At 32.6% G+C, this 23,402-nt stretch carries 21 protein-coding genes and 7 tRNA genes; all 28 read left to right on the top strand.

Features of this window, described 5'->3' with window-relative positions:
• Positions 1–22: 22 nt before the first annotated feature.
• A complete protein-coding gene (yabN, locus tag BN2665_RS00985; RefSeq protein WP_055665253.1) occupies positions 23–1,477 on the top strand; it encodes a bifunctional methyltransferase/pyrophosphohydrolase YabN in 1,455 nt (484 codons plus the stop codon).
• Positions 1,478–1,744: 267 nt separating this feature from the next.
• Positions 1,745–2,020 carry an HU family DNA-binding protein gene (locus tag BN2665_RS00980; protein WP_055665252.1) on the top strand — a complete coding sequence of 92 codons (276 nt, stop codon included), beginning with the start codon at positions 1,745–1,747 and terminating at the stop codon, positions 2,018–2,020.
• Positions 2,021–2,101: 81 nt separating this feature from the next.
• Positions 2,102–2,365 (top strand): RNA-binding S4 domain-containing protein, encoded by a 264-nt coding sequence (locus BN2665_RS00975; protein WP_055665251.1) that lies wholly within the window; start codon positions 2,102–2,104, stop codon positions 2,363–2,365.
• A gap of 69 nt (positions 2,366–2,434) precedes the next feature.
• The gene (yabP, locus tag BN2665_RS00970; protein WP_055665250.1) at positions 2,435–2,728 is read left to right on the top strand and encodes a sporulation protein YabP; all 294 of its coding nucleotides are present in this window, start codon (positions 2,435–2,437) and stop codon (positions 2,726–2,728) included.
• Between the two features lie 16 nt (positions 2,729–2,744).
• Entirely contained in the window at positions 2,745–3,137 is a 393-nt protein-coding gene (gene yabQ, locus BN2665_RS00965) for a spore cortex biosynthesis protein YabQ (protein ID WP_055665249.1), read from the top strand.
• Between the two features lie 88 nt (positions 3,138–3,225).
• Positions 3,226–3,498, top strand: coding sequence for an FtsB family cell division protein (locus BN2665_RS00960; protein WP_055665248.1), 273 nt, complete (start codon positions 3,226–3,228; stop codon positions 3,496–3,498).
• A gap of 110 nt (positions 3,499–3,608) precedes the next feature.
• Positions 3,609–4,016, top strand: coding sequence for a S1 domain-containing RNA-binding protein (locus tag BN2665_RS00955; protein WP_055665247.1), 408 nt, complete (start codon positions 3,609–3,611; stop codon positions 4,014–4,016).
• A gap of 290 nt (positions 4,017–4,306) precedes the next feature.
• Positions 4,307–4,395, top strand: a tRNA-Leu gene (locus BN2665_RS00950).
• Between the two features lie 7 nt (positions 4,396–4,402).
• A tRNA-Met gene (locus tag BN2665_RS00945) sits at positions 4,403–4,478 on the top strand.
• Positions 4,479–4,492: 14 nt separating this feature from the next.
• Positions 4,493–4,569: transfer RNA gene (locus BN2665_RS00940), tRNA-Met, on the top strand.
• Between the two features lie 40 nt (positions 4,570–4,609).
• Positions 4,610–4,698 (top strand) — tRNA-Leu (locus BN2665_RS00935).
• A 9-nt stretch (positions 4,699–4,707) separates the two neighbouring features.
• Positions 4,708–4,783, top strand: a tRNA-Met gene (locus BN2665_RS00930).
• Positions 4,784–4,797: 14 nt separating this feature from the next.
• Positions 4,798–4,874: transfer RNA gene (locus tag BN2665_RS00925), tRNA-Met, on the top strand.
• Between the two features lie 480 nt (positions 4,875–5,354).
• Positions 5,355–7,730: a stage II sporulation protein E gene (spoIIE, locus tag BN2665_RS00920; protein ID WP_055665246.1), complete on the top strand. Its 2,376-nt coding sequence runs from the start codon at positions 5,355–5,357 to the stop codon at positions 7,728–7,730.
• Between the two features lie 529 nt (positions 7,731–8,259).
• On the top strand, positions 8,260–9,675 hold the full coding sequence (gene tilS / locus BN2665_RS00915; protein WP_055665245.1) for a tRNA lysidine(34) synthetase TilS: 1,416 nt from the start codon (positions 8,260–8,262) through the stop codon (positions 9,673–9,675).
• A 3-nt stretch (positions 9,676–9,678) separates the two neighbouring features.
• The gene (hpt, locus tag BN2665_RS26815) at positions 9,679–10,215 is read left to right on the top strand and encodes a hypoxanthine phosphoribosyltransferase (RefSeq protein ID WP_055665244.1); all 537 of its coding nucleotides are present in this window, start codon (positions 9,679–9,681) and stop codon (positions 10,213–10,215) included.
• 78 nt (positions 10,216–10,293) lie between these two features.
• Entirely contained in the window at positions 10,294–12,099 is a 1,806-nt protein-coding gene (gene ftsH, locus BN2665_RS00905) for an ATP-dependent zinc metalloprotease FtsH (RefSeq protein ID WP_055665243.1), read from the top strand.
• Between the two features lie 192 nt (positions 12,100–12,291).
• Positions 12,292–13,962 (top strand): formate--tetrahydrofolate ligase, encoded by a 1,671-nt coding sequence (locus tag BN2665_RS00900; protein ID WP_055665242.1) that lies wholly within the window; start codon positions 12,292–12,294, stop codon positions 13,960–13,962.
• A 353-nt stretch (positions 13,963–14,315) separates the two neighbouring features.
• Positions 14,316–15,806 (top strand): carboxyl transferase domain-containing protein, encoded by a 1,491-nt coding sequence (locus BN2665_RS00895; RefSeq protein WP_055665241.1) that lies wholly within the window; start codon positions 14,316–14,318, stop codon positions 15,804–15,806.
• Positions 15,807–15,819: 13 nt separating this feature from the next.
• Positions 15,820–16,170: an OadG family protein gene (locus tag BN2665_RS00890; RefSeq protein ID WP_055665240.1), complete on the top strand. Its 351-nt coding sequence runs from the start codon at positions 15,820–15,822 to the stop codon at positions 16,168–16,170.
• 18 nt (positions 16,171–16,188) lie between these two features.
• Entirely contained in the window at positions 16,189–16,626 is a 438-nt protein-coding gene (locus BN2665_RS00885; RefSeq protein ID WP_055665376.1) for a biotin/lipoyl-containing protein, read from the top strand.
• A gap of 20 nt (positions 16,627–16,646) precedes the next feature.
• Positions 16,647–17,813: a sodium ion-translocating decarboxylase subunit beta gene (locus BN2665_RS00880; RefSeq protein ID WP_055665239.1), complete on the top strand. Its 1,167-nt coding sequence runs from the start codon at positions 16,647–16,649 to the stop codon at positions 17,811–17,813.
• A 320-nt stretch (positions 17,814–18,133) separates the two neighbouring features.
• Positions 18,134–18,913, top strand: coding sequence for a type III pantothenate kinase (locus BN2665_RS00875; protein WP_055665238.1), 780 nt, complete (start codon positions 18,134–18,136; stop codon positions 18,911–18,913).
• A gap of 6 nt (positions 18,914–18,919) precedes the next feature.
• Positions 18,920–19,882 carry a tRNA dihydrouridine synthase DusB gene (dusB, locus tag BN2665_RS00870; RefSeq protein WP_055665237.1) on the top strand — a complete coding sequence of 321 codons (963 nt, stop codon included), beginning with the start codon at positions 18,920–18,922 and terminating at the stop codon, positions 19,880–19,882.
• A gap of 75 nt (positions 19,883–19,957) precedes the next feature.
• Positions 19,958–20,791, top strand: coding sequence for a hypothetical protein (locus BN2665_RS00865; protein ID WP_055665236.1), 834 nt, complete (start codon positions 19,958–19,960; stop codon positions 20,789–20,791).
• 117 nt (positions 20,792–20,908) lie between these two features.
• Positions 20,909–21,388, top strand: a complete 480-nt coding sequence (gene greA, locus BN2665_RS00860) for a transcription elongation factor GreA (protein ID WP_055665235.1) — start codon at positions 20,909–20,911, stop codon at positions 21,386–21,388.
• 13 nt (positions 21,389–21,401) lie between these two features.
• Positions 21,402–22,907 (top strand): lysine--tRNA ligase, encoded by a 1,506-nt coding sequence (gene lysS, locus BN2665_RS00855; protein WP_055665234.1) that lies wholly within the window; start codon positions 21,402–21,404, stop codon positions 22,905–22,907.
• A gap of 124 nt (positions 22,908–23,031) precedes the next feature.
• Positions 23,032–23,106, top strand: a tRNA-Asn gene (locus BN2665_RS00850).
• The last annotated feature ends 296 nt before the right edge of the window (positions 23,107–23,402 follow it).

Below are 23,402 nucleotides of genomic sequence, written 5' to 3'. Positions count from 1 at the left end.
TAAAAAGTAAGGAGAGAAGCTCATGATTAAAATATTAGGTTTAGGGCCTGGCTCCAAGGAGGCTCTTACTACAGGAACTTTAGAAGCACTAAAGGGAAATTCAAATATTTTCTTTAGAACAGAAAAACATCCTACGGTAGAATATTTAAAAGCTATAGGAATAAACTACACTACCTATGACTATGCCTACGACAAATTTGACAATTTCGATGAGGTTTATAATTTTATAGCCTTAGATTTAATTTCAAGATGTGAGGAACTAAAAGAAGTTATATATGCAGTGCCGGGACACCCTTTTGTGGCAGAAAAATCTGTTAGAAATATTATAAATTTGTGCAAGGCTAAAGGTATAGAATATAAAATTTACCCAGCTGTAAGCTTTATAGATGCTATGATGGAAGCATTAGATATAGACCCTGTGGAAGGTCTTAAGATTATTGATGCCTTCGATATGGAGAATCATATTCTAGACAAGAGAATAGGTACAGTTATAACACAAGTATATGATAATTTTATAGCATCAGAGGTTAAAATAAGACTTTCTGAATACTATAGAGATGATACAGAAGTCTATTATGTCCGTGCCGCAGGCATAGAGGCCATGGAAAGTATAAGAAAAATACCTCTTTATGAGATTGATAGGCAGGAGGATATAGACTATCTTACTTCTATCTATATTCCTAAAGATCTAGACAATAATAGGGATTTTAATGATTTATTAGACATTATGGATACCCTAAGAGGAGAAAATGGTTGTCCTTGGGATAGAGAGCAAACCCATGAATCTTTAAAAAAGTATCTCATAGAAGAATGCTATGAGGTTATAGAAGCCATCGATGAACAAGAAGATAACAAAATAATAGAAGAACTAGGAGATGTACTTCTTCAAATAGTATTTCATGCAGCTATAGCTAAAGAAGAGGGATTCTTTAATATTATGGATATTACTAAAGCCATATGCGATAAAATGATACTAAGACATCCTCATGTTTTTGGAGAAAAGACTGTAAAGAACTCGGAGGAAGTATTAGAAAATTGGGATAATATAAAGAAAAAAGAAAAAGGTATAGAAAGTCTAACTGAAGAGATGAGAAGTATAGCCAAGTCCTTGCCTGCTATGTTACGAGCTGAGAAGATTCAAAATAAGGCGAAAAAGGTAGGATTTGACTGGGACAATGTAGAAGATGCTATGAATAAGATTTTAGAAGAGTTTAATGAGGTAAAGGATGTATATAAAGGAGAAAATAAGGCAAAAATACTAGAAGAAATAGGTGATTTATTATTTGCCTGTGTAAATGTAGCAAGGTTTTTGAATATAAGCCCAGAAGAAGCACTAAATAGTACTAATGAAAAATTCATCAGCAGATTTAACTACATAGAAGAGTTTGCAAAGAAAAGTGGCAAGGACTTATGTCGGATGACTTTGGAAGAAATGGATGAAATATGGAATATATCAAAAAAAACTGAAAAATCTTAGGGCAAAAGAAGGATTTTCTTAGTTTTTGAAGAATATATAAGACTTATACAATATAAAGCTTTATAAAGCTTTACGCTATATTTACACAATTATATATCTTAAAAATAAGAATATTTTACATTAAGGTATAGACTAGAAAAATAAATGGATATATAATATGGTAATGTAGTAAATAAACAAATATAGAGGATGTAATTATGTAATAAGTAAATTACTTGTTGTATAATTTAATAATCTATACTCTAATATTTAAGGAGGAATAAAAAAGTGAACAAAGCAGAATTAATATCAAGCATGGCTGAAAAAAGCAAATTAACAAAAAAAGATGCAGAAGCAGCTTTAAAAGCATTTATAGAAAGTGTTGAAGAAGCTCTAGAAAAAGGAGAAAAGGTTCAATTAGTTGGATTTGGAACTTTCGAAACTAGAGAAAGAGCTGCAAGAGAAGGAAGAAACCCAAGAACTAAAGAGCCAATAACTATACCTGCAACAAAAGTTCCAGTTTTCAAAGCAGGAAAAGAGTTCAAAGACAGAGTAAGCAAATAATTAATTTAAATACCCGGGGCATCTCGGGTTTTTTTTATACATATAGTTTTTATGAATTATAAATTTGTAGGGGGAATACTTATGAGATTAGATAAATATTTAAAGGTATCAAGAATAATTAAAAGAAGAACTGTAGCAAAAGAAGCTTGTGAAAATGGAAGGGTATCTATAAATGGAAAAGTAGCAAAGCCAAGCACAGAGGTTAAAGAAGGAGATATTATTGAAATAGCTTTTGCTTCTAAATTTTTAAAAGCTGGGATAACTAGTATATCTGAACATGTAAAAAAAGAAGATGCAAAAAATATGTATGAAATACTTTTAGGCGAAGAAGATACAGAAGAATAAAGTTTATAATGTAATATATAACAAGCCTACCTCATATATTGTAGAGAAACGTAGTAGGAGGTTATATTTATGGAATTGAAAAAAGATTTAAAAATAGAAGAAAAGAAAAGTACTTTAGTATTGGAGAGCAGAAAGAAGTTATCCTTAACAGGTGTAATAGAGGTATTTAGTTTTGATGAAAGTAAAATTCTTCTAAATACAAACCAAGGGATGTTAACGATAAAAGGGCAGAGCCTTAAAATGAATAAACTAGATGTGCAAAATGGAGATGTAATCATAGTTGGAGCCATAGATTCCTGTATTTACTCATCAGCGGAAGCTAAGAAAGAAAAAGAGAGCCTAATAACTAAGCTGTTTAAATAGTTAGAAAGAGGTATATATGATATTATCACTTTTATTACAATTTAAAATTATTTTTTTTAGCTTGTTAGCAGGAGTAATAACAGGAGTATTATTTGATTGCTATAGAATATTTAGAGGGCTAAGCACTAATAAAATCTTAGTAATAATACAGGACATTCTCTTTTGGATATTATGCTCTTTAATAATTTTTATATTTCTTCTCTACAATAATAACGCTTTTGTAGGGGTTTATGTGTATATATACATAGCTATAGGAATATATATGTATTTAGCTTTAATAAGTCGCCATTTTTTAAAATTTCAATATACTATACTAAGAACTTCTAATAAAATCATAAGAGTATTGTTTAATTTTATATCATATCCTATAAAATTACTTTTTTACAATAAAAACAAGGAAAAATCATAATAAAAATAGCTTGAATAAAATTGAAATAGAAATTAAAATAGACATATAGAATAAATTATTTTATAATATTTCGGAAGGGACTAAAGATATGAAGCGAAAATTAACCCTTAAAAATTTAGTCATATCTATGATAGTATTCTATTGCATCTTTAGTTTTGTTGACCAACGATTCAAAATGAAAAGGATAAACGAAGACCTTAGGAAAACCAATATAGAACTAGAAGCAATAAAGCAAAAAAATCAAAAGTTACAGGATGAGGTTAACTTATCAAAAACTGATCTTTATTCAGAAAAGCTATCAAGAGAAAGATTAGGCTATGTAAAACCGGGAGAGACTCCTGTAATAGATAGTAAGAAATAATTTATTTTTATTATAGCTATTTTTAGATAGATGAATTTAAAATAATAAATTTAACTATCTATAGATATAACATATAACTATTAATTTATTTAAGGAGGAGTCTTTTTAATATGACCTTAATGGCAGGAAACATTTTAGAAGGTACAGTGGTTAACATTACAAACTTTGGTGCATTTGTAGAGATAGAAGGGAAAACAGGTTTAGTCCATATCTCAGAAGTAGCCGATACTTTCGTAAAGGATATAAGACAGCATTTAAAAGAGCAGGATAAAGTAAAAGTAAAGGTAATTTCTATAGATGACAATGGAAAAATAAGTTTATCCATAAAGCAAGCAAATATTCAAAAAAAATCAGTAAGACCAGCAGAGATAGATTGGTCTTCTGAAAGAGGCAAGAGTAATTCAAATAATTTTGATGATATGATGTCAAAATTCATGAAAGATAGTGAAGAAAAATTCCAAGACATAAAGAAACACCAGGACTCAAAAGGAAGAGGAAGTAGAAGAAGTTTTGGTTAATATTGAGAATTGATATAAATTTGCCCTATGCTTTCGCATAGGGTTTTATAGATAAACACTACGAAAACTTAATTTATACATATTTCAAAATGACATCTTTAAGTTATTATGAGGAATGTATAAGTTAATAGTTGAACTTGTTTCTCTATATTGAGTAAAGCAAGCTTTAATGAGGGCTTCGCCATAGAGTGAAAAAACTTAAAAATTTTTAATTAAATATGTTGACAATGTTTTAGGTATACTATATAATAAACTATGTCGTCACGAGATGGTGACTACAAAGCAAATGTGCTGGAGTGGCGGAACTGGCAGACGCACAGGACTTAAAATCCTGCGGTGCTTAAACACCGTACCGGTTCGATTCCGGTCTCCAGCACCATCAATATCGCGGGGTGGAGCAGTTGGTAGCTCGTCGGGCTCATAACCCGAAGGTCGCAGGTTCAAGTCCTGCCTCCGCAACCAAAATATAATAATATGGCGGAATAGCTCAGCTGGCTAGAGCATTCGGTTCATACCCGAAGTGTCGTAGGTTCAAGTCCTATTTCCGCTACCATTACCCTAATTTAATACATACATGTTTCATTTAGAAACGTGCTGGAGTGGCGGAACTGGCAGACGCACAGGACTTAAAATCCTGCGGTGCTTAAACACCGTACCGGTTCGATTCCGGTCTCCAGCACCATTTTAATATCGCGGGGTGGAGCAGTTGGTAGCTCGTCGGGCTCATAACCCGAAGGTCGCAGGTTCAAGTCCTGCCTCCGCAACCAAAATATGATAATATGGCGGAATAGCTCAGCTGGCTAGAGCATTCGGTTCATACCCGAAGTGTCGTAGGTTCAAGTCCTATTTCCGCTACCAGATAAGCTCATGATTTTAAATCATGAGCTTTTGTTGTTCTCTAAAATATAAAAAAATCCATAACATAATAGAGTCTGACATAAAGATTAATTTTATGGTATATCTTGAAATATTACTATTTTTTATCCACAAATTCTTCAATGTTTTTTTTTCTAGCGACAATTAAATAATAGATATATAAATATTAATAGAACAAGATATCCACAATATATATGTGTTTACAATTTTAATATACATATATATTGTGGATATCTTGTTAATAGTGTGGATAAAGAATAATTGATATTAATAAATATAGATTTTAAAACATGTTTATTTTTTGTAGTAACAATGAAAATTTATAAATTTATGTCCGTTAAAAGTTAAAACTGAAAGCACTAAGTGACATTAATTTCCAGAGACCTTTGCTATAATGTAACTAACTTATAAATAGTAATAATACTTTTTAATGAATTAATAAGGATCTAGGGAGGAATTATAATGCAATACGGTGCAGAGGTTTTAACTTATCAAAGAGCAAAGGAGAAGGTGCAAGATAAAAATAAGGAAATACCTATATCGCCTATAAGAGTTATACTTTACTTTGTAGCAGCACTTTTTATAAGTAGAGTGATAATGATAAATAATATGGCGCCTTTTGGCTTAGCATTTATTATAGCTGTGATGAACCATAAGGAAGAAAAAATTCCTCTGGCTGTAGGCTGTGGAGCCTTAATCGGATATCTGTCTCTTTATTACAGACTAGAGAATACTCCTTTATATTTAACTATGGTTTTTACAGTGACTATATATGGATATATAACTGAAAAAATAAGTAGCAAGAGAAGTAAAATAGCTGTTTTATATTTTGTGCTTTTCATGGAGATGATTGCCTATAGATTTTTCATTGATAAATTATCTTTAGGGATAAACTTATTTTCTAGCTTTTTTCAAATTGCTTGCATATTCCCAATATATTATATTATGGATTATGCTATAACATGCTCAAATGATATAAAAACAAAACATTTATTCACTAATGAAGAAATTATAAGTATGGCTATAGTGGGTTCCTTGGTTATATCAGGCACCTGGGGTATAGCTATAAAAGGTATAAGCTTAACAAATATTTTAGCTCTAGCTTTTGTTATAATAATTGGTTATGTAAATGGATGCAGTACTGGAGCGGCTACAGGGGTGGCCATGGGACTTATTGTTGGAATCGCTTCAAAGAATATTACTATGTTTATAGGTGTATATGGAGTATGTGGATTAATGTGCGGACTATTTAAGGAAACGGGTAAGTGGATCAGTGCTTTAGCTTATATTATAGTGTTTTCACTATTAAAGCTTTATGGAAGCAATGGGGAAGAATTTAAAGTAATAGAAGGCTTGATAACTTTTGTCATATTTTTAGCTATACCTCAAAGATTATATCATAAGCTATCTATGGAATTGGATTGGGAGAAGAAGCAGGAGATCACCAATGAAAGTTACATATATAAGATTAAAAATATTTTAACAGAAAGACTTAGTAACTTTTCAGAGGTTTTAACTAATATGTCTAATATATTAAATACCCTTGTAGATAATGATAAGCTGCTTATTAAAACTAAAAGTAGCGCTCTTATTGAGAATTTAGCTGATAGAGTATGTAGTGGCTGTGATATGAAAAGTATATGTTGGAAAAGAGAAATGCATTATACTTATGCCTCTTTTTCAGAGCTTATTCAAAATTATCAAGAGAGCAGAGCAAAAATACCTGCAGAAATAGAGAGAAAGTGTGTAAAGAGAACTTCTCTCATAAAGAATACTGAAGAGATAGTAAATAATTATATTATAAGTGAAATGTGGAGAAATAGGCTCAGTGAAGGAAGACAAATTCTAGCATCCCAGATAAATAACATGGCTTCTACTATAGAGGAAATAGTTGAGGATTTTAGTGCAGATATAAGTATAAATAATGAAATGGAAAGAAATATAAGAAGAATATTAAATAAGAGCAATATAAAGATTTGTGATCTTCTATGTTATGATGATAGAAATAAGAGACTGGTGATCAAACTATCCCTAGAGGCTTGTGGTGGTAGGCAGCGATGCGTAAAAGAAATACTGCCTTTAATAAATGAGTCTACAAAAAAAGTAATGTGCATTAGCGATGAGGGATGTGTTATAAATCCAGATACTAAAATATGCAGTGTAACTTTTGAGGAAGCTCCCAAGTATCATATGGCATCTTATGTTGCCAGAGTATGCAAGGATGGAGAGCAATATAATGGGGATAGCTACAGTTTTGGAAAGTTAAAGGACGGTACTTATATGACTATAATAAGTGATGGAATGGGTTCAGGACCTCAAGCGGGAGAAGAGAGCAGAGCAGCGGTAGAGCTCATTGAAAAATTCACTAATGCAGGCTTTAGCAAACTAACAGCTATAAATACAGTAAATTCTATTATGACGCTAAAATTTTCGGAAAATGAAAAATTCTCTACCTTAGATTTAAATACCGTGGATCTTTATTCAGGGGATGTGGCTTTTATGAAGGTAGGGGCAGTGGAGAGTTTTGTAAAGAGAGGAGATAAAATAGAAATAATAAAATCTAAAACATTGCCCATAGGAGTTTTGGATAAGGTCGATATAGAGATAATTGAAAAGAAGGTAAAAAATGGGGATATCGTTGTAACTGTTAGCGATGGAGTATTAGATTGCTGCAACGATTATAATAATGAATGGCTCAGTAAGTATTTAGCCACTACAGATTGTAATAATCCAAAGGAATTGGTATATGATATATTAGATAAAGCTAAAGAAATTAGCGGGGGAAAGATAAAAGATGATATGACTATAGTTGTCTCTAAGGTATATAGTCTATATTAGACATTAGGATGTCTAAAAATCTTCCCTTATGCTATAGAAAAAATATATAAAGCATCATAAAAAATAGCAAATCTAAGATTTTAGTAGGCTGACTAGTTATTTTTGGGAGATGCTTAATGAAAGGTATCAGTTTAAAGGCAAAACTTATTGCTAAATACAGGAGGATGCAAAAAACATAGGTGCTCTTTTTCGCGGGTCGTTCGTGGGGTTCCACGCACGGTGTAACGAAACCTATAGAGTGCCTTTTTTCACATCCCCCTATAGGGAACAACTTTAACTAATGACTTATACATGTATCATAATGACTTGAAGATTCTATTTTGGAACATGTATAAGTTCAGTCTTCGTAGTGTTTCCCTATAGCATAAGCTTTGCTTTTAATTTTGCATTACAGTATAATTATCGATGGTTAAAAACTACTTAATTCTGAAATAAATTCCTTAGTATTTTTATAAAAGGTGAAAAGGTCTTTGATAAAATGGAAACTATGATATAATATGATATTATAATAGATTTGGGATGTGGTAACTTGTTAGAGGAAGTGCTTGCTTTCATAAATGAAAATTCTATGATTAAAAGAGGAGAAAAAGTTTTAATAGCCTTATCAGGTGGACCAGATTCTGTATGTTTGCTTCATGTGCTGTATAGTTTAAGAGAAATCTTAGGAATTTCTATTATGGGAGCTCATGTAAACCACTGTCTAAGAGGTAAGGATTCTGATGAGGATGAGAAGTATGCTTTAAAACTTTGTGAGAAATTAAATATACCTTGTTATGTGAAGAGAATTGATATAAATAAATTATCAAAAGAACGAGGGCTTTCTAGCGAGATGGCAGGAAGAGAAGCCCGATATGAATTTTTTAATGAACTAAAGGAAATACACAATGTGGATAAAATTGCTTTAGCTCATAATTGTAATGATCAAGCAGAGACAATAATTATGAGATTTATGCGAGGCGCAGGCATAGAAGGATTGACAGGAATAAAACCAGTAAGAGATGAAGTTTATATTAGACCAATTTTACAGATAAATAGACAAAAAATAGAAGAATATTGCCTGGGTAATAATTTAAAACCAAGAATTGACAAAACTAATTTAGAAAATGTCTATTCTAGAAATAAAGTGAGATTAGAGTTAATTCCCTATATGCAGAAAAATTTTAATCCAGACATAATAAATACTCTAAATAGAATGGCTAATATAATTGGCAAAGACAATGAATATATGGATAATGTGGCAGAAGAAAAGTTTAAAAAACATTGCTTTAGAAAAAATGAATATATTATTATATATAAAGAAGCCTTTAAGGAAGCTCATTCAATCATTACTAGAATTATTAGAAAGGCTATTAATAATTTTTTTGGAAGCTTATATAATTTAGAGTGGATACATATTTATGATATTATAACCCTTCAAGCACAAGGTACAGGAAAAATTATAAACCTTCCTCATAATATCATAGCAGAAAATCAATACGGAGATATTATAATTAGGGATAAAATCTTTAAACCACATGACCTAGAAGAATTAATTATTAAGAATTTCACCATGGATAAGGATTCGTTGAAGGATGTAATAGAGCTAGAAAATACATTCTTAAGTTATAAAATAAGCTTTAGGCTTTTATCTAAGGATGAAGTTGTTGATTTTAACAAATATACTCTGTCTAAATTTTTTGATTATGATAAAATTAAGAATAAGGATATAATAATTAGAGCTAGAAGAGAAGGGGATAAATTTACTCCCTATGGCATGAGCGGCAGTAAGAAGGTAAAGGATCTGCTTATGGATTTAAAAGTACCTAAAAATGAAAGGAATCAAATCCCTTTATTCTGTGTGGAAAACCAGATATGCTGGATAGTAGGATACAGAATAAGCGATAAATATAAGATAGAAAAAAATACAAAAAGGATTTTACAGGTAAAATTTGAAAGAGAGGTATAAAACATGAGAGAAGACATTAAGGAGATTCTATTAGACGAAAGCACCATGAGAGAAAAAATAAAGGAAATGGGGAAAAAAATAAGTGAAGATTACATAGGTAAGGATTTAGTTTTAGTAGGAGTTCTAAAAGGTTCTGTTATGTTTATGGCGGATTTAATGAAAGAGATAAACATACATTGTTCTATGGATTTTATGGCGGTATCTAGCTATGGAAATTCAACACAAACCTCAGGAGTGGTAAGAATTTTAAAAGATTTAGATTATCCTATTGAAGGTAAGGATATACTAATAGTGGAGGATATTATTGACTCAGGTGTAACATTAAAATATCTAATAGAGTACCTAAATGGAAGAAAGCCAAATAGCTTAGAAGTTGCATGCCTTTTAAATAAGCCAGAAAGAAGAAAAGTAGACATTGAAGTTAAATATTTAGGTTTTAATGTTCCAGATTACTTCTTAGTTGGTTATGGACTTGATTATGCTGAAAAATATAGAAATTTACCATATATAGGCATACTAAAAGAAGATGTTTATAAATAATTCATATTATTACTTATTGTAATGAAAAATTTGATATGATAAAATTTTATAGTAACTAGAAAGAGAGGGGGGCCTAAGATGAAGAAGTTTTCAAGTGCAACGGCCTGGATTGTGGTATTAATAATGGTTATACTTGCTGCTCTTGCCTTAGCTGAAAGTGGCAAAAGTAGCAATGCTATAGGTTTTGATCAATTCCAAAAACAATGGATAGATAATAATGTAAAAAGTATTAAAGTAAAAGATGACAGAATGACAGTAGAGGGTACCTTAAAAAATGGATCTAGTTTTGTAACTATAGTTCCATCAGAAAGATTATTTCAGTTCTTTGCTCAATATCCTAAGAATGGAGATGTAAAAGAACTTTATGATTTACCAACCAATGTTCCTGCGTGGATTCAAGTGATCCCCACAGTATTATTAATAGTGATGCTATTAGCCTTTTGGTTCCTATTTATGCAGCAGTCCCAAGGTGGTGGCGGCAGCAGAGGAGTAATGAATTTTGGAAAAAGCAGGGCTAAAATGGCTACGCCGGATAAGAAGAAAATAACCTTTAAGGATGTAGCGGGTGCAGATGAAGAAAAAGAAGAATTAGCAGAAATCGTGGATTTCTTAAAGCAACCTAAAAAATATATGGAATTAGGGGCAAGAATTCCTAAAGGTGTACTTTTAGTTGGACCTCCTGGAACAGGAAAAACTCTTTTAGCTAAGGCTATTGCGGGAGAAGCAGGAGCACCTTTCTTTAGCATATCAGGTTCTGACTTTGTTGAAATGTTTGTAGGAGTAGGAGCATCAAGAGTAAGAGATTTATTTGAGCAGGCTAAAAAGAATGCTCCATGCATAATATTTATAGATGAAATTGATGCTGTAGGAAGACAAAGAGGAGCTGGCTTAGGTGGTGGTCATGATGAAAGAGAGCAAACCTTAAATCAGCTATTAGTAGAGATGGACGGTTTCGGAGTAAATGAAGGTATAATAATCGTTGCGGCTACTAACAGACCAGACATTCTTGACCCAGCGTTGTTAAGACCAGGAAGATTTGATAGGCAGATAGTGGTAGGAGCGCCAGACGTAAAGGGAAGAGAAGAAATATTAAAGGTGCATATTAAGGGTAAGCCTTTATCAGAGGAAGTTAAATTAGATGTATTAGCAAAGAGAACACCAGGGTTCACTGGTGCTGATTTAGAGAATTTAACTAATGAAGCTGCTTTATTAGCAGTAAGAAGAAATAAAAAGTTCATAGAGATGCCAGAAATGGAAGAGGCCATAACTAGGGTTATAGCTGGTCCAGAAAAGAAGAGCAAGATAATTAGCGAAGAGGATAAGAGGATTACTGCATATCATGAGGCAGGTCATGCCATTGTTATGAAGCTTTCACCTCATGCAGATCCAGTTCATGAAATAAGCATAATACCTAGAGGTATGGCAGCGGGTTATACTATGCATCTTCCTAACGAAGATAGAAATCATGTAACAAAGTCTAAGCTTAAAGATGAAATGGTAGGACTTTTAGGTGGTAGAGTGGCAGAAAAACTTGTTTTTGGCGATATTTGTACTGGAGCTAAAAATGACATAGATAGAACTACAAACATAGCTAGAAAAATGGTTATGGATTTTGGAATGAGTGATACCTTAGGCCCGATAGCTTATGGTGGAGATCATAATGAGGTATTCCTAGGAAGAGACATAGGAAAGAGCAGAAACTTTAGTGAAGAAGTAGGCTCTAAAATTGATAAAGAAATAAAGGATTTAATTGATGAAGCTTATAAGAAGGCTGAGGTAATACTAAGTGAAAATATGAGTAAGCTTCATGCTGTAGCTCAAGCTTTACTTGAAAAAGAAAAGCTTGATGGTGATGAATTCCAAGAAATATTCCAAAACTCATAAATTAAAAATTAAAAGGCTTTCTACAAAAAAAGTAGAAAGCTTTTTTTATAAAAATATATTAAAATATTCAGAATAATGTTATAATATGATGTATATGAATCTTATAAATTACAATGAGTTTTGAAAAGCAATAAAATTTTCAATTTTTAGAAAGGAGGATAGCTAACTAAAATTGGTTAGCTTAAAGATCTCATGAGAAGTGATATAGAAATTGCTCAAAGTGCAAAAATGGAGCCTATAGTTGAAATAGCAAAAAACATAGGCTTAAGCGAGGATGATATTGATTTATATGGTAAGTACAAATGTAAGTTATCCTTAGAAGTGTTCAATAAGTTTTCTGAAAATAAAGATGGAAACCTTATATTAGTTACAGCTATAAATCCTACACCAGCAGGTGAAGGAAAATCTACAGTAACAGTTGGTTTAGGACAGGCTTTATGCAAATTAGGTAAGAATGCTATTATTGCCTTAAGAGAACCTTCCTTAGGCCCAGTATTTGGAGTTAAAGGTGGAGCAGCAGGCGGTGGATATGCTCAGGTTGTTCCTATGGAAGATATAAATCTTCATTTTACAGGAGATATGCATGCTATAACTGCAGCTAATAATTTACTGGCGGCTACTATTGATAATCATATCCATCAAGGAAACACACTAAGAATAGACTCAAGAAGAATAATATTTAAAAGAGTAATGGATATGAATGATAGATCTCTAAGGGATATAGTTATAGGTATGGGAGGTAAAGCTAATGGCTTCCTAAGAGAAGATGGCTTTATGATAACTGTCGCCTCAGAGATAATGGCGATTTTATGTTTATCAAAAGATTTGATGGATTTAAAAGAAAGAATGGGAAACATTTTAATAGCTTATGATTTAGATGGAAATCCAGTGTATTGTAAGGATTTAAAAGTTCAAGGGGCCATGGCTATGCTAATGAAGGATGCTATAAAGCCAAATCTTGTGCAAACATTAGAAAATACTCCAGCCATCATTCATGGAGGGCCTTTTGCTAATATAGCTCATGGCTGTAATAGCTTAATTGCAACAAAGATGGCATTAAAGCTGGGAGATTATGTAGTTACTGAAGCAGGCTTTGGTGCAGACCTAGGAGCAGAGAAGTTTTTTGATATAAAATGTAGATTTGGTGAATTAAAGCCTAGCTGCGTGGTAATAGTGGCTACGGTAAGAGCTATAAAGCATCATGGTGGAGTTAAGAAGGAAGATTTAAACAAGCCAAATGTAGAAGCAGTAGCTAAAGGAATTAAAAACTTAGAAAAGCAAATAGAAAATATTCAAGGTTATGGATTGCCAGTGGTGGTAGCTATCAATAAGTTCATTACAGATAGTGATGAAGAATTAGCTTATATTGAAGAATTCTGCAGTAATAAAGCCGTTAAGGTTGCTCTAACAGAAGTATGGGAAAAAGGTGGAGAAGGTGGAGCTAAATTAGCAAAAGCTGTATTAAGCACCATAGAAGAAAGAACTTCAGACTTTAAAGTATTATATGATAGTGAGTTGACTATAAAAGAAAAGTTAAATAAAATAGCTACTACTATTTATGGAGCAAAGGATGTAGTATATTCAGCTCAAGCTCAGAAACAAATAAACGAGCTTGAAAAGTTTGGATTAGATAAAAAACCTATATGCGTGGCTAAGACTCAATATTCCTTATCAGATAACCCATCCCTGCTTGGCAGACCCGAAGGCTTTAGCGTAAATGTTAAAGAAGTAAGAGTTTCAAATGGAGCAGGATTTATAGTAGTACTTACTGGAGATATAATGACTATGCCAGGATTACCTAAAGCACCAGCGGCAGAAAAGATGGATATTAAAGAAAATGGAGAGATATTAGGTTTATTTTAAAATTAATTTTTGTAGAACTATTCGAAAAAAGCGACGGAAGTCGCTTTTTTCAATTCACAATCATTGTACATTGTGAACTGTGAATTAAAAAGGCTTCCTATTATTTATTCGTTTGTTTTGTGTGTCTTAGCCTTTATTTTGATAAAGCAGAGTTATAATAGTGCAGGCAAATGCGGATACTATAAAAAACTGTGGTTCATAATATACAGAAAAATGAAGCAAAACTTGCAGAAAGTATATACATTCTTAGAAAAATATGATATTATTAACATGGACATATTTTTAAAATTTTATAAAAATCATAATAGATAATTAAAAACAAGTATTTATTTATATTTTAAGGAGGAATATTCATGGATAGAGTGGAGGATTTAATTCAGAGAAAGAAATGTATCCATTCATTGGAGGGTGAAAAGGTCACCATAGTGAAAAATAACCTTCAAAGGATGAATGCTATGGAGAGAATAGAGTTTCTTCTAGACAAGGGCTCCTTTATAGAAATGGGCGCGTTTAGGAGTAACGGTACATCTTCTGTAATAACTGGATATGGAACTTTAGATGGAAAATTAGTGTACATATATAGTGAAAACTATGGTTTGCAGGGAGGAGTAATGACCATTGAAAATGCTGAAAAAATAAGCAATATTATGAAAATGGCATTAAAAATGGGTGCTCCTTTAATAAAGATTCATGATTCTATAGGAGCAGATATAAAAGAAGGATTACATATATTAAACTCCTATAGCAGCATAATAAAATTAAGCGCCAGCTTATCTGGAGTGGTACCGCAGATATCTGTAATATCTGGACCATGTACGGGTATGGCAGCTATAAATGCCGCTATGAGTGATTTTACTATAATAGTAGAGAATCAGGGTCAATTTTATGTAAACTCCCCAGAAAAACTATCAAAGGGAGAAAAGAAGTTTATAGACTATGCTATGTATGCTGAGGCAGATAATAGTAGTAGAAATGGAAGTATACAACTTATAGCGAAAGATGAAAAGGAAGCCTTAAGCTTATCTAAAAAAATACTAGCCTATTTGCCTTCTAATAATATGGAAGTTTCCTTGGATATAAATTCTGAAATTAAGCTTGAACCCATTACTAAATTTAATGAAATGTGCAATGAAAGAAGCTTTGATGCCTACGAGATATTAAATCTTTTAAGTGATGAAAATAGTGTCATTGAATTTGATAAACATAATGGCAAGAATGTAGTCACAGCTTTATGTAGAATTCATGGATTAACCATAGGCTGCATAATTACTAATAGTAAAAATCAACAGGGTAATATAGATCTAACTTCTATAAATAAGATCACTAAATTTGCAAGATTGTGCAACTCCTTTAATATTTCCTTAGTAAATATTGTAGATGCTAAAGGTTTTGAGGTAAATATAGAAGCTGAAAATAGCGGTTTGGCATTGGACATAGCAAAGATGGCCTATACCTTAAGTGAAACATTAAGTCCTAAGGTAACTTTAATAATTGGAGATGCTATTGGAGCTGTTTATTCCTTGCTATGTAGTAAAGAAGCTTCATCAGATGTAGTGTATGCATGGCCTAGTGCTTTAGTTAGCCCTATAGAACCAGAGCAAATAGTAAAAAGCTTATATAAAGAGCAAATAGTAAATTCAGCAGAACCTAAGGAAGAAGAAAAACAATTAATTGAGAAATATATTTTAGAAGAGACTTCACCTTATAAAGCAGCATCTCTAGGTGATATTGATGATATTATTACACCAGAAGAAACAAAGATAAGATTATTTATGGCCCTTGATATGCTTCAAAGTAAACGTGAGGTTAAGTATCCTAAAAAGCATGGAACTATTCTAATATAAGGAGGCGTTTATATTGGGCATTTTAAAAGAAGGAGTTATGGTAACATTATTTGCTATGGCCATAGTATTTGCGGGATTGATTGTATTAATGATATTAATTAAATTTCAAACCCGTATTTTCTCTGGAAATAAGGAAGAAGTGAAAAAAGAGAACATTACTAATTCTAGTGCTAGTCATATTAGTAATGCTAGTGAAAAAGTAGAAAAGACAGTTTTAAAGGAAGAGGATGATTTAGAACTGGTGGCAGCTATTATGGCTACAATATCTTTGTATACCAACATGGATAGCAGTGAATTCGTAATAAAAAGCATTAAGAGAGTAAGCGGAAATGAATCTAACTGGAGAAGAGCCGGATTAAATTAATAAGGGAGGACTATGATGATGAAAAGATATTATGTAACTGTCAATGGAAAAAGATATGAAGTAGAAATAGAGGAAGTTAAAGGGGAATTTAGCCCAAGAGCATCAGTGGCTACTACAGCTAATGCGGAAGCACCACAAGCGCCAGTGCCAGCCCCAGCTCAGGTTGAAGCACCAGAGCCTGTAGAAAAGAAAGAGGTAGTAGAAGAAAAATCTCAGCCACAGCCAGCAGCAGCTAATGCAGAAGGAGAAAAAATAGAATGTCCAATGCCAGGAACTATATTAAAGGTGAATATTAATCCTGGTGATCAGGTTAAAAAAGGAGACGTACTATTTATACTAGAAGCGATGAAGATGGAAAATGAAATAATGGCAGCAAGAGACGGAAAGATTGTTCAAGTTGCTATTGCAAAAGGAACCGCAGTCAATACAGGAGATTTATTAGCAGTGATTCAATAAAGCTGAAAGGATGATTAATTATGAATTTCATCGATTCTTTATATAAGCTTTGGCAATCATCAGGCTTTGCAAGCATAGATGGCAAACAGCTCGTTATGCTTGCAGTAGCTGTTTTCCTTATATACCTGGCCATAGCAAAGCAGTTTGAACCACTTTTATTATTACCAATAGCTTTTGGTATGCTTATTACTAATTTACCGCTAACAGGTTTGCATAAAGAACCTGTATTTGAGCTTCTAAATGGTCACCTTGTAACAAAGGAACCAGGGGGATTGTTTTACTACCTATATCAAGGAGTGGAGTTAGATATATACCCACCACTTATATTTTTAGGAGTAGGGGCTATGACGGATTTCGGTCCACTTATAGCTAATCCTTCTAGTATATTAATGGGAGCGGGTGCACAGTTTGGTGTATTCTTCACTTATGTATGTGCCTTACTTTTAGGTTTTAACGCCAGTGAAGCTTCCTCTATCGGTATTATCGGAGGAGCTGATGGACCTACAGCTATATACTTAACCAGTAAGCTGGCTCCCCATCTTTTAGGGCCTATTGCGGTGGCGGCTTATTCTTATATGGCCTTAGTGCCATTAATTCAACCACCTATTATGAAGGCATTAACTACAAAAGCAGAGAGAACCGTTAGAATGGGACAGCTACGTAAAGTTAGTAAAAAAGAAAAAATTATTTTCCCTATAATAGTTACAGTGGTGGTTACACTGCTATTGCCTTCCATAGCGTCATTAATTGGCATGCTTATGCTGGGAAATTTATTCAGAGAGTCTTGCGTAGTGGACAGATTATCTGATACTGCACAAAACGCACTGATAAATATTATAACTATTTTCCTAGGGGTGACCGTAGGAGCTACTGCTAAAGCTGAAATATTCTTAAAGCCTCAGACTCTAGCTATTATAGCCTTAGGTATGGTGGCCTTTGCCATAAGCACAGCAGCAGGGGTTATAATTGGAAAGATTATGTATAAGCTTTCAGGGGGAAAAGTAAATCCACTAATTGGATCAGCAGGAGTGTCAGCAGTACCTATGGCAGCTAGAGTTTCACAAGTCGTTGGACAAAAAGAAGACCCAGGTAATTTTTTGTTAATGCACGCCATGGGACCAAATGTAGCAGGAGTAATTGGGACAGCCATAGCAGCAGGAGTATTATTAACATTATTTGGAGTTTAGGTATTTAACAAAAATAAAGACATGTATTTAAGTAGTTATTTTTTACAATATCTAGGCACTTGACAAATAGTTTTAACTTGTTAAAATTATATTGTTAAAAATAACTTGAGATTAATAATATTAATTGCTGTGAGCAATAGGGAAACAACGTAAGCTTTTAACTTATACATGCACCATAATGGCTTAAAGATGCCATTTTAGAACATGTATAAGTTAAGTTTTCGTAGTGTTTCCCTATATATACTAGATAGAATTACTAATATTTAAATTAAAGGCAGCTATAGAGCTGCTTTTATAATTATATAGAGGCGGTGTTTATAATGGTGTTGCTTATAGATGTGGGAAACACAAATATAGTGCTAGGGGTTTATAAAGAGGGAAAGTTTGTCGCGGATTGGAGATTATCTACAGACTCTAAAAAGACCTCTGATGAGTATGGAATACAAGTTAAGCAACTTTTTGTTCAGAGCAATCTTAGTGCTGAAGATGTAAAAGGTGTTATTGTATCCTCTGTGGTTCCAAATATAATGTACTCTTTAGAGCATATGATAAGGAAGTATTTTAATATGAATCCTATAGTAGTAGGACCGGGAATAAAAACTGGCATAAATATTAAATACGACAACCCTAAAGAAGTAGGGGCAGATAGAATTGTAAATGCAGTGGCAGCTCATGAAATGTATAAGAAGTCTCTTATAATAATAGATTTTGGAACTGCTACTACCTTCTGTGCAGTAACTAAAAATGGGGACTATCTTGGAGGAACCATATGCCCTGGTATAAAAATATCCTCTGATGCACTTTTTGAAAGAGCAGCAAAACTACCAAGAGTTGAATTAACAAAGACTCCAAATGTTATATGTAAAAATACTGTAAGCAGCATGCAAGCCGGCATAATATATGGATATATAGGTCAAGTTAAATACATAGTTTCAAAAATGAAGCAAGAAATGATAGCCTTAGGAGAAAAAGAACCCTATGTTATTGCCACAGGGGGATTGGCTAAAATGATTTATGATGAATGTAAATGCATTGATAAGATTGATCCCTATTTAACCTTAGAGGGACTAAGAATTATTTATGAAAAAAATAAGGAGTAGTTCTTGATGAAGATTAGCAATCTAAACTTTGAAAATAATATTTTTTTAGCTCCTATGGCAGGGGTGACGGATATTTCTTTTAGAGCTATTTGTAAAGATATGGACTGTGGATTAGTTTATACTGAGATGGTAAGTGCAAAAGCATTATATTATGGAAGTGAAAATACAGAACAGCTTCTAAGAATTTCTGATAAAGAAAGCCCTGTGGCAGTGCAGATTTTTGGAAATGACCCTTTAATCATGGCTAAGGCTGCAGAAAGATTTAATCTTGATGATAAAGTATGCTTAATTGACATAAATATGGGATGTCCAGCTCCCAAAATTGTTAAAAATGGAGAAGGCTCTGCGCTTATGAGGGAGCCTAAGCTAGCTCATAGTATAGTAAAGGAAGTAAGAAAAGCTTCAATAAAGCCTGTAACAGTGAAAATTAGAAAGGGTTTTGATAAGGCTGAAGTTAACGCAATAGAATTTGCCCAGGCTCTAGAAGAGGCTGGTGCACATGCTATAGCTGTTCATGGTAGAACCAGAGAGCAAATGTATGAAGGTATAGCAGATTGGGATATAATAAAGCAGGTAAAAGAAAAGATAGCTGTTCCTGTTATTGGTAATGGTGATGTTTTTAAAGCGGAAGATGCTATTAATATGCTTAGCTATACTAACTGTGATGGAGTTATGATTGCTAGAGGATCCATGGGAAATCCTTGGCTCTTTTCTCAGGTTAAGGAATATCTAAAAGGAAATAAGATTATAGAACCAACCCCAGAGGAAAAGATAGATATGTGCATAAAACACTACAATTTAGCTCTTCACTACGATGGTGAAGAAAAAGCCGTGAGAGAGATGAGAAAGCATGTAGCTTGGTATATAAAGGGCCTTAAAAACTGTACGGAAATTAAAGAAAGCATAAATTATGAAAAGAGCGGCCAAAGAGCTATTGAGCTGCTAAAAGCATATAAAGCGTCCTTATAAATTTATATTAAAAGTAATTTAATTTGAAATTACAGAATAAATATAGGGTATAAATAATATAAATAAGGTGAACTTATGAATAATATTATTGATATAAGTTTAAGAGAAGATAGTGTGCCCTATGACAGCTTCAATGGATTATCAAAAATCCTTGATAGGTTTAAAACAAAAATAACAGAAGATATAATAATTAAAGAGTTAGGAGTAAAAATACTAAAAGTAAAAGTACCTTCTAATTTAAATAAAGATGCTTATTATTATAATATTACAAACACAAAGCGATTAGCAAAAGGCACAGAGGCGGTATTAAGTCCTAAGATAATAAGAGCTATGGATTATTTCTTAATGGATGATTTTCAAAAGAGGCTATTTGCCTTTGGCGTATTTAAAAGCATACAGCTTATATTAAGAAATACAAATAAGAGCATTAAAAACAGCTGTATTGTTGTTGATGACGCCAACGAAAGAGTAGTAAAAGAAGTAATTTATGAATTAGCAAAGAATACAAAGTACTTAGTTCTTCTATCTAAAGATTTAAAAAAGTCTTTAAGACTAAGAGATTATATTATTTCTAATTACGGCATATCTCCGGAAGTTACTTGGGATGATGATTATGCTTATAAAATTGCTGATTTTGTTGTTACTACTAGAGAACAATCCTATGAAAATAAAAATATTTGGTACATTAACAATCTATATGTGCCAGATAAACCTTCACATATTATAGTAAACGATATTACCTTTAAAGTTCCTTGGACAATGAAGGAGGATGAGGTGTCCTGTGAGCTTCTAGGAGCTATATTAGGCCAGATGGGGGAGAAGGATATAGAAAGGTCCCTAAACTATAATGGAATAATTTTAGATAATATTAAATTTAACCATAGTATTGTAAGTGTTGACAATATATAAGGGCTGTTTTATAATAACCTAAATGTGCTTTAAAAGCTATAATAAACATATTATAAAAATAAAAGCAAACATATCAATTAATAATATAAAGTAATGAAGTTTAAAGGGGAGAAAAAAATGAGCGAGAAAAAATATATAATGACTTATGAGGGTGTAAAAAAATTAGAGGAAGAGTTAGAATATTTAAAGACTGTTAAAAGAAAAGAAATAACTGAAAAAATTAAGGTGGCTCTAGGTTATGGAGACCTAAGTGAAAACTCAGAATATGATGAGGCTAAAAATGAGCAAGCCTTTGTAGAAGGAAGAATAGCGTCACTTGAAAATATGTTGAAAAATGCTTCAGTAATAGATGAAAGCGAAATTTCAACGGATACAGTAAGTGTAGGATCCATAGTAAAGGTTAAAGATTATGAGTTTGATGAAGAAGTGGAATATACTATTGTAGGTTCTGCTGAGGCTGATCCAATGAACTTTAGAATATCTAATGAATCTCCAGTAGGGAATGCCTTAGTGGGCAAAAAGATTGGAGAAGTTGTAGAGGTTAGTGTGCCAGAAGGTGTAAATAAATTTGAAATCTTAGGAATAAGAAGAGATTAACGGAGGGATATTCATGGCTAATGAAGAGATTAATATTCAAGAACTAGAGGCTCAATATAATGAGCAAGAAACACTAAGAAGACAGAAGTTAAGTGAATTACAAGAGCAAGGTAAGGACCCTTTTGATGTTTATAAGGTGGAGAGAACTCATAGCTCTAGCCAAGTTAAGGAAAACTATGATTCGTTAGAGGGACAAGAAGTTAAATTAGCTGGCAGACTTATGTCCAAAAGAGTTCAAGGAAAAGCAGGTTTTGCTGATATTCATGATAGAGACGGTAAAATGCAACTTTTCTTAAAAATAGATGTATTAGGTGAAGAAAAGCATAAGGCTTTTAAGACTTTAGATCTTGGAGACTGGATAAGTGTTACTGGTAAAGTTTTCAAGACTAAGACAGAGGAAATATCCGTTCAAGTGAATGATTATGCTTTAATATCAAAATCCTTAAAGCCTCTACCAGAAAAATGGCATGGATTAAAGGATCCAGATTTAAGATATAGACAAAGAGAAGTGGATATAATCACAAATCCAAAGGTTAAGGATACCTTTATAAAAAGATCTCAAATAATAAAATACATAAGAGAATTCCTTGATAATAGAGGATATTTGGAGGTTGAAACTCCTATATTATCACCTATAGCAGGAGGAGCGGCTGCAAGACCATTTACTACTCACCATAATGCCTTAGATATAGATATGTACTTAAGAATAGCCACAGAATTATATCTAAAGAGGTGTATAGTAGCGGGCTTTGAAAAAGTTTATGATATGGGTAAGAACTTCAGAAATGAAGGAATAGATATAAGACATAATCCAGAGTTTACAATGATAGAGCTATATGAAGCATTTGCTGATTATAATGATATGATGGAAATTATGGAAAACTTAGTTGCCTATGTTTGTGAAAAGATTCATGGAACTACTAAAATAACATATCAAGGAGCAGAAATAGACTTTACTCCACCTTGGAGAAGAGCCACTATGGTAGACCTTGTTAAGGAATATGCTAACATTGACTTCAATGAAATAAAAACTCATGAAGACGCTAGGGCTATTGCAAAGGAAAAACACTTAGAGTTCAAGAAAGAGCTAAAGGATTGCACAAAAGCTGATGTGCTAAATGTATTATTTGAAGAATATGCAGAAGAACATTTAATACAGCCAACCTTTGTAATGGACTATCCAGTAGAAATATCTCCTCTAACAAAGAAAAAGAGAGGAAATGAAGAATACACTGAGAGATTTGAAGGATTTATATTTGGCAGAGAGGTATGTAATGCCTACTCAGAATTAAATGATCCGATAGTACAAAGAGATAGATTTAATCAACAAGCTCAAGAAAGAGAGCTTGGAGATGATGAAGCTTATATGATAGATGAGGAATTCATGAGTGCCTTAGAAACTGGAATGCCTCCAACAGGCGGTCTAGGTATAGGTATTGATAGAATAATAATGTTTTTAACAGATGCTTATTCTATAAGAGACGTAATATTATTCCCAACTATGAAGCCACAACAATAATTAAAATAGAGCCTTCACTCATTAGAGTTTCTAGAGAGTGAGGTCTCTATTTTTATTAAAAAAAATTTTAAAAAACTATTGCATTTTTAAAATAAGTTGATATAATATTATTTGTAGATGACGTTCCGCGATAGCTCAATGGTGGAGCACTCGGCTGTTAACCGATAGGTTGAAGGTTCGAATCCTTTTCGCGGAGCCATTTTTATTTTTTGAAACCTTAACTAGCGTTAAATATAGAGCAGGCAATAAGTTTAAAACTTGTTGCCTGTTTTTTTCTTATATAATATTACAAAAATATGGTATAATTGTATTGCTGTGCATTATATAAAAAACATAGCACTATATTTAATAAAAAACGTATATTAGATATGGAAAAACTTTAGGCATCGTAAAAAAATAACTAGTCAAAAATGCGAAGTATATTTTGCGTAAGACAAGGACACAGGTTCCATTAATAGTGGGGCTATTAGTGGGCTCTGTGGACGCAGTATTACG

This window comes from Desnuesiella massiliensis (assembly GCF_001403615.1).
Classification (GTDB): domain Bacteria; phylum Bacillota; class Clostridia; order Clostridiales; family Clostridiaceae; genus Desnuesiella; species Desnuesiella massiliensis.
The sequence above is the reverse complement of the archived record's forward strand: the minus strand, read 5'-3'. Positions and strand labels throughout refer to the sequence as shown.